Below are 7,366 nucleotides of genomic sequence, written 5' to 3' on the forward strand. Positions count from 1 at the left end.
TACTGAAGGTGACTGTCCCCTCACCCAGGAGATCCCCTCATGATCCTGTCCATCTCAGGCGTGGTACTGCTCGGCATCATCGTCTTCCTCTTCTTCAAGAAGGACGGGCTCAAGGCCTCCCACGCCCTCGTCTGCGCTCTCTTCGGCTTCTACCTCGCGGGTACCGCGATCGCACCCAGCATCACGGCGGGCGGCGCGAGCCTCGCCAGCCTGCTGGGCGGGATCAAGTTCTGACACCCCGCGGCCCCTTCCACGACTTCAGGATCAGGAGTACGACGTGGCCCGGCGCCCTCTTCCGCGCATCTCGAACCTCCCGAGCATTCCGAGCCTGCCGAGCAGCGCCAGTGCCCGGATCGCACGCGGTCGGGAGATCGCACGAACGGCCGCCGACGGCGCCACGGACGTCCTCCATCCGCTGATCACGATCACCCGTGGTCTGCGGAAGCTGGCCGGGGCCGGCCGCGTCAAGTGGGCCGCGACCCCCAAGGAGCGGCGCGGTCCCGCGCTGTTCGTGGTCGCGGCCTGCGTGCTGGCCGTCGCGCTCATCCCGTACGGGCCGCTGCTGGCCCTGGTCTCGGTGATGGGCGCGGCGGCGTGGAAGGGGCGCGAGCGCCCCGTCGTGAAAACGGGGCCGGACGAGGCGGAGACCGAGCGGCTGCGGGCGCTGTACGAGGCGCTGGTGCCGTACTTCTCCGTCCCCGAGGACCCGAGCCCGCTGTTCGCCCACGGCGGCGACTGGGCCAAGGCCTTCAGCGAGTTCGAGTTCGACGGCGACGGGCGGCCCACCCGGCTGCGGATCACCTACCCGGCGTACTTCACCGACGGCGAGGCCGCGTCCCGCGCGAGGATCGAGCAGCTGCTGCACACCAAGTCCGGACGGGGCCGGGAGTACCTCTTCGACTGGGACGAAGAGGCAAACCAGCTCCTCATGCGGGTGCTACCGGCGCTGTCCACGTCGGTGGCCGCGCAGCGTTTCGTCACCGTGCCGGGCGAGACGGTGCTGGGGTTCACGGACCCCGAGGCGGTGCAGCGGACCGTGCCCGTCCGTGACGGTGACGAGTCCCGGGACGCGCCGGCCGTGGTGTGGCGCACCGGGCCACGCTCGACGGAGCCGCACCTGCTGGCCGTCGGGCAGCCCGGCAGCGGCACCACCACGCTGATGCGGTCCATCGCGCTCCAGGCGCTCCAGCACGGCGACGTCCTCGTCGTCGAGGGCAGCGGGACCGGCGAGTACGCCTGCCTCACCGGGCGCGCCGGGGTCCTGGCGGTCGAGTGCGGTCTGGGCGGCGCGCTGTCCAGCCTGGAATGGGCGGCGAACGAGACCGAACGCCGGCTGATCGCGGCGAACCGGGCCCGGCAGGCGGGACACCCGGCGCCCGAGGACACCAGGCGGCCGCTGTGGATCCTGCTGGACCGGCCGAGTGTGTTCGGCCACCTGGCGGCGGCGGACGGGCGGACGGACCCGCAGTCGCTGCTCCAGGTCCCCCTCCGGCACGGACGGGCGGCCCATGTGACGGTGGTCGTGGCCGAGCAGTTCGACAGCCTGGACGCGCTGAGCGAGGCGGTCTGGGCGCACACCAGGGCCAGGGTCCTCCTGGGACCCGCCACGCCGGAGCAGGTGCGGTGCGTCCTGGACGCGGCCCCGCACACCACCCCGATCCCGCACGTCCCGCCCGGCCGCGGATACGCCCGGCTCGGCACAGGCCCGGTGCTGCGGCTCCAGGTCCCGGCGACGCCCGACCCGTACGACGACGCGACGGCGGAGGCGCACCGGCAGGCGGTCCTGGACCTGCTCCCCGACCGCCAGCCGGTAGCGGTCGCCGAAGCCCCGGCCGTCCCCGAAGCACCCACAGCACAGGCCGCCCCGGAAGCCCCTACAGCCCCGGCCGTCCCGGAAGCACCTCAGCCGCCACCTGTCCCCGCCGCACAGGCCGTCCCCGCCGCACCGGCCGCACCCGCCCCACCTGCAGCCCCGGCCGCCCCGGAGCCACCCGCCGCGCCACCCGTCCCCGCCGCTCCCCCCGAGCCACTGCCCGCCGCGCAGCGACCGGCGGCGGACACGGACCGGCTGCCGGCGGGCTGACCGCGCACCGCCCCACGCTCGCCGCCCCGTAACCCCACGAACGCCGAACCCAGGAACGCCCTACGCCACGAACGTCCTCGGCGACTCACCCGAACCGGCGCTCGCGCCCGCCCGCACCAGGCGGGCCGCCGCCGCCAGGCGCACCGCGGCCTCGTCCGCGACCGGACCGGCGACGGTGAACGGCAGCCGGACGTACCCCTCGAAGGCGCCGTCCACGCCGAAGCGGGGCCCGGAGGGCACGCGTACGCCGACCCGTTCGCCCACCTCCGCCAGCCGGGAGCCCGACAGGCCACCGGTGCGCACCCACAGGGTCAGGCCGCCGCCCGGTACCTCGAACTCCCAGTCGGGCAGCTCCCGGCGTACCGCCGCCACCAGCGCGTCACGGTTCTCGCGCGCCTGGGCGCGGCGCAGGGCGACCGCCTCCTCCCAGCCGCCTGTGCGCATCAGCCAGTTGACGCCGAGCTGCTCCAGGACGGGGGTGCCGAGGTCGGCGTACGCGCGGGCGGCGACCAGCGAGCGGATCACGTCGGGCGCCGCCCGGACCCACCCGATGCGCATGCCCGCCCAGAACGCCTTGCTCGCCGAGCCGACGGTGAGCACCGTGCTGCCGGCCGGGTCGAAGGCGCACACGGGCCGGGGCATGTCGAGCCCCTCCTCCAGGTGCAGCTCGGTCATGGTCTCGTCCACGACGAGCACGGTCCCGGCCGAGCGGGACGCGTCGACCAGCGCGCGCCGCTGGTCCTCGTCCGCGAGGGCTCCGGTGGGGTTGTGGAAGTCCGCCACGACGTAGGCGAGCCGGGGCGCGGCGTCCCTCAGCACCTGGCGCCAGCGCGGGAGGTCCCAGCCCTCCAGGCCCTCGGACATCGCGACGGGCACCAGGCGGGCGCCGGCCTCCCGCATCAGCTGGAGGATGTTGGCGTACGAGGGCGACTCCACGGCGATGCGTTCGCCGCGTCCGGCGAACAGGTGACAGATGGCGTCGATCGCGCCCATGGCACCCGTCGTGACCATGATCTGCTCGGGCATCGTCGGGATGCCCCGTTCCGTGTACCGGTCGGCGAGCATCTGCCGCAGCGCGGGGAGACCGGCCGGATAGTCCCCGTGGGTGTGGGCGTAGGGCGGCAGCTCTTCGAGGGCGCCCTGGAAGCCGCGGGTGAGCCAGGGTTCGGGCGCGGGCAGGGAGGCACAGCCCAGGTCGATCATGGAGCCGAGGGACTCCGGGGGCAGCGGTTCCAGGCCCCGCGCCGGGAGCGGGTTCCCGGCGGGGACGGCCGTCCAGCTCCCGGCGCCCCGACGGGACTCCAGGAACCCCTCGGCGCGCAGCGCCTCGTACGCCGCGGCGACCGTCGTACGGCTCACGGACAGGGCGAGGGCCAGCTCACGCTCGGCGGGGAGCCGGGCGGCGACCGGGACGCGCCCTTCCAGCACCAGCAGGCGGATGCCGTCGGCGAGCGCCCGGTAGGCGGGCGGCTTCCGGGTGCCGGGACCGGCCGGCCGGGGCTGCTGTGCGGTCAGTTGCCGGGCGAGCTGGGCCGGGCCCACCGCCGAAGTCCACTCAGCCATGGATTTCAGTCCACCTTCCTCGAATTGGACCTGGTTGAGATCCAAAGCCCTGCCACAGGGTGGCATGAACCAGTCCACCACCACCACATCGGGGGGCACAACCCATGTCGACGACATCCGGCACACCGGACCGGGACACGGACGCCGCACCACGGCACCTCACCCGTCGACTGCTCCAGCTCTACATCGGCCTGGTGCTGTACGGGGTGAGCTCGGCCCTGCTCGTCCGCAGCGGCCTCGGCCTGGAGCCGTGGAACGTCCTGCATCAGGGACTGGCCGAGCTGACCGGTCTGACGATGGGCGTCGTCCTGACCATCGTCGGGGCCGCCGTCCTGCTCCTGTGGATCCCGCTCCGGCAGAGGCCCGGACTGGGAACCGTCTCCAACGTCCTCGTCATCGGTTTCGCGATGGACGGCACCCTGTGGCTCCTCCCGGACGTCCACGGGCTGCTCGCCCAGATCCCGCTGATGACCGCCGGAATCGTCCTCAACGGCGTGGCCACCGGCCTCTACATCGCCGCCCGCTTCGGGCCCGGCCCGCGCGACGGGCTGATGACGGGCCTGCACCGGGTCACCGGCCGCTCCATCCGTCTGATCCGGACGACGATCGAGGTCGCCGTCGTCCTGACCGGCTTCCTGCTGGGTGGCTCCCTCGGGGCGGGGACGGTCCTGTACGCCCTGGCGATCGGCCCGCTCGCCCAGTTCTTCCTGGGCCTCTTCGCCATCCCCGGTCAGGGCGGCGGAAGCACCGTGGTCGCCTCCGGGAAACCCGGACACGCCATACTGCGGCGGTGACTCGCGTACGCCATCCCTATCTGGACCATCCCTCCTCTCTCATACCCTTCGCCCATCGCGGCGGGGCCGCGGACGGGCTGGAGAACACGGTGGCCGCCTTCCGGCGGGCGGCCACGGCCGGTTACCGCTACTTCGAGACGGACGTGCACACCACCGCCGACGGCCGGCTGGTCGCGTTCCACGACGCGACGCTGGACCGCGTGACGGACACCCGCGGCCGGATCCAGGACCTGCCGTGGAGTGTGGTGCGCCACGCGCGCGTGGCGGGCAAGGAGCCGCTGCCGCTCTTCGAGGAGCTGCTGGAGGAGTTCCCGGACGCCCGCTGGAACGTGGACATCAAGGCGGAGCCCGCGCTGGAGCCGCTGATCGACGTGGTGCGCAGGGCGGACGCCTGGGACCGGGTGTGCGTCGGCTCGTTCAACGAGGGCCGGGTGACCAGGGCGCTGCGGCTCGCGGGCCCACGCCTGGCCACCTCCTACGGGGTGCGTGGCGTTCTGGGGCTGCGGCTGAGGTCGTACGGGATTCCGGCGGCGCTGCGGGCGGGTGCGGTGGCGGCCCAGGTGCCCGAGACCCAGGGCGGGATCCGGGTGGTGGACCGGCGGTTCGTGAGGGCCGCGCACGCCAGGGGCCTTCAGGTGCACGTGTGGACCGTCAACGACCCGGAACGGATGGCCGCTCTGCTCGACCTCGGGGTGGATGGCATCATGACCGATCATCTGGAGACGTTGCGCACGGTACTGACCGACCGGGGGGTCTGGGTCTGAGCGTGCCCCCCGTCTCCGTCCAGGGGACGAACGAGGGGGCGGGCGTGAGCGACGCCGAAACCGCCGACCGGGCCGCCGGTGAAGCCGGGCCGCCCGACCGCCGGCGCGAGCAACGCGGCTGGTATTTCTACGACTTCGCGTGTTCCGTCTACTCGACGAGCGTGCTGACGGTCTTCATCGGCCCTTATCTGACGTCGGTCGCCAAGGCCGCCGCGGACGCGGACGGATTCGTCCATCCCCTCGGGATCCCGGTCCGCGCGGGCTCGGTCTTCGCGTACGCGGTGTCCGTCTCCGTCGTCTTGGCGGTGCTGGTCATGCCGCTGACGGGCGCGGCCGCGGACCGTACGGGCCGCAAGAAGCCGCTGCTGGCGGCGGCCGCGTACCTGGGGGCCGCCGCCACGGCGGGCATGTTCTTCCTGGACGGGGACCGGTACCTGCTGGGCGCCTTCCTCCTGATCGTGGCGAACGCCTCGCTCACGGTGTCGATGGCGCTGTACAACGCCTACCTGCCGCAGATCGCCGAGCCCGAGGAACGCGATGCCGTGTCGTCCCGCGGCTGGGCGTTCGGCTATACGTCGGGCGCTCTCGTCCTCGTCCTGGACCTGGTCCTCTATACGGGCCACGAGTCGTTCGGGCTGTCGGAGTCGGAGGCCGTGCGGATATGCCTGGCCTCGGCGGGCCTGTGGTGGGGCGCCTTCACCCTCGTACCGCTGCGGCGGTTGCGTGACAGGGGGGTGACACCCGGTGGTGAGGGCGCGGTCGGTTCGGGATGGCGGCAGTTGCTGTCGACGCTGCGCGACATGCGCCGGCATCCGCTGACGCTCTCCTTCCTCCTCGCGTACCTCATCTACAACGACGGCGTCCAGACGGTGATTTCACAGGCGTCCATCTACGGCTCCGAGGAACTCGGCCTGGAGCAGACCACGCTCATCACGGCCGTACTGCTGGTGCAGGTCCTGGCGGTCGCGGGGGCGCTGGGCATGGGACGGCTGGCGCGTACGTACGGGGCGAAGCGGACGATCCTCGGTTCGCTCGCGGTGTGGACGCTGATCCTGGCCGCCGGCTACTTCCTGCCGGCCGGGGCGCCGGTGTGGTTCTACGCGCTGGCGGCCGCGATCGGGCTGGTTCTGGGCGGCAGCCAGGCGCTGTCGCGGTCGCTGTTCTCCCACCTGGTGCCGCGCGGCAAGGAGGCCGAGTACTTTTCGGCCTACGAGATGAGCGACCGGGGGCTGAGCTGGCTGGGGCCCTTGGTGTTCGGGCTCGCCTACCAGCTGACCGGCAGCTACCGGGATGCCATCATCTCGCTGGTGATCTTCTTCGCACTGGGATTCGTCCTCCTTGCGCGGGTACCCGTCCGGAAGGCGGTGGCCGCCGCGGGGAACCCGGTACCCGACCGGATTTAGACGCGGAAGTGAAAGGCCGGTAGTGTACGCCTTTGGCCTGCCAGGCGGACCGTTACTGCGTGCTCTGTAAGTAAAGACGCTGGGTGACATCTGCTGCCAGATGTGACAAACCGGGCACTGGTGGGTACAACAAGGGGCGGCACGACGGGCGACGCATGACCCGCAACGGGAATCTTTACCGCCGACCGGACGTTGACCGGATGACGACGACAGCGACACCTGTCCTGTGGGCGACAAGCCCGGGAGGCACGATTCATGAGTGAGCGAGCTCTTCGCGGCACGCGCCTCGTGGTGACCAGCTACGAGACCGACCGCGGCATCGATCTGGCCCCGCGCCAGGCGGTGGAGTACGCATGCGAGAAGGGGCATCGTTTCGAGATGCCGTTCTCGGTCGAGGCGGAGATTCCGCCGGAGTGGGAGTGCAAGGTCTGCGGAAGCCAGGCACTCCTCGTTGACGGGGACGGCCCCGAGGAGAAGAAGGGCAAGCCGGCGCGTACGCACTGGGACATGCTCATGGAGCGGCGCACCCGCGAGGAGCTCGAGGAAGTGCTGGCCGAGAGGCTGGCGGTCCTGCGTTCCGGCGCCATGAACATCGCCGTGCATCCGCGCGACAGCCGGAAGTCCGCGTAAGCGCACAACAGCAGCAACACAGCCGCGGGGGGGGGGGGGGGGGGGGGGGGGGGGGGGGGGGGGGGGGGGGGGGGGGGTGGGGGGGGGGGGTGGGGGGGGTGGGGGGGGGGGGGGGGGGAGGGGGGGTGT

General features: G+C 72.5%; 7 protein-coding genes. 6 read left to right on the forward strand and 1 reads right to left on the reverse strand.

What is annotated here, in order from left to right; genetic code table 11:
• Positions 1-39 precede the first annotated feature (39 nt).
• Both ACZ6C1_RS33815 and ACZ6C1_RS33820 read left to right on the forward strand, forming a co-directional pair.
• Complete coding sequence (locus tag ACZ6C1_RS33815; RefSeq protein ID WP_017949565.1) at positions 40-234, forward strand: hypothetical protein; 195 nt, start codon at positions 40-42, stop codon at positions 232-234.
• A gap of 43 nt (positions 235-277) precedes the next feature.
• Positions 278-2,083, forward strand: coding sequence for a hypothetical protein (locus ACZ6C1_RS33820; protein ID WP_469246342.1), 1,806 nt, complete (start codon positions 278-280; stop codon positions 2,081-2,083).
• Between the two features lie 60 nt (positions 2,084-2,143).
• On the opposite strand, the gene ACZ6C1_RS33825 is transcribed toward ACZ6C1_RS33820, so the two are convergent.
• Positions 2,144-3,646, reverse strand: a complete 1,503-nt coding sequence (locus tag ACZ6C1_RS33825; protein WP_469246344.1) for an SCO1417 family PLP biosynthesis transcription factor — start codon at positions 3,644-3,646, stop codon at positions 2,144-2,146.
• A 104-nt stretch (positions 3,647-3,750) separates the two neighbouring features.
• Here ACZ6C1_RS33825 and yczE point away from each other — a divergent pair, with 104 nt between their 5' ends.
• The 4 genes from yczE to ACZ6C1_RS33845 all read left to right on the forward strand — a co-directional run bounded on the left by yczE (position 3,751) and on the right by ACZ6C1_RS33845 (position 7,237).
• Positions 3,751-4,440, forward strand: coding sequence for a membrane protein YczE (yczE, locus tag ACZ6C1_RS33830; protein ID WP_469246346.1), 690 nt, complete (start codon positions 3,751-3,753; stop codon positions 4,438-4,440).
• On the forward strand, positions 4,437-5,204 hold the full coding sequence (locus tag ACZ6C1_RS33835; protein WP_469246348.1) for a glycerophosphodiester phosphodiesterase: 768 nt from the start codon (positions 4,437-4,439) through the stop codon (positions 5,202-5,204). The genes yczE and ACZ6C1_RS33835 overlap by 4 nt, the downstream gene beginning before the upstream one ends.
• A gap of 44 nt (positions 5,205-5,248) precedes the next feature.
• Positions 5,249-6,607, forward strand: coding sequence for an MFS transporter (locus tag ACZ6C1_RS33840; protein WP_469246350.1), 1,359 nt, complete (start codon positions 5,249-5,251; stop codon positions 6,605-6,607).
• Between the two features lie 255 nt (positions 6,608-6,862).
• Positions 6,863-7,237: an RNA polymerase-binding protein RbpA gene (locus tag ACZ6C1_RS33845; RefSeq protein ID WP_026278069.1), complete on the forward strand. Its 375-nt coding sequence runs from the start codon at positions 6,863-6,865 to the stop codon at positions 7,235-7,237.
• Positions 7,238-7,366 lie beyond the last annotated feature (129 nt).

Source organism: Streptomyces sp. NPDC041796 (assembly GCF_055590785.1).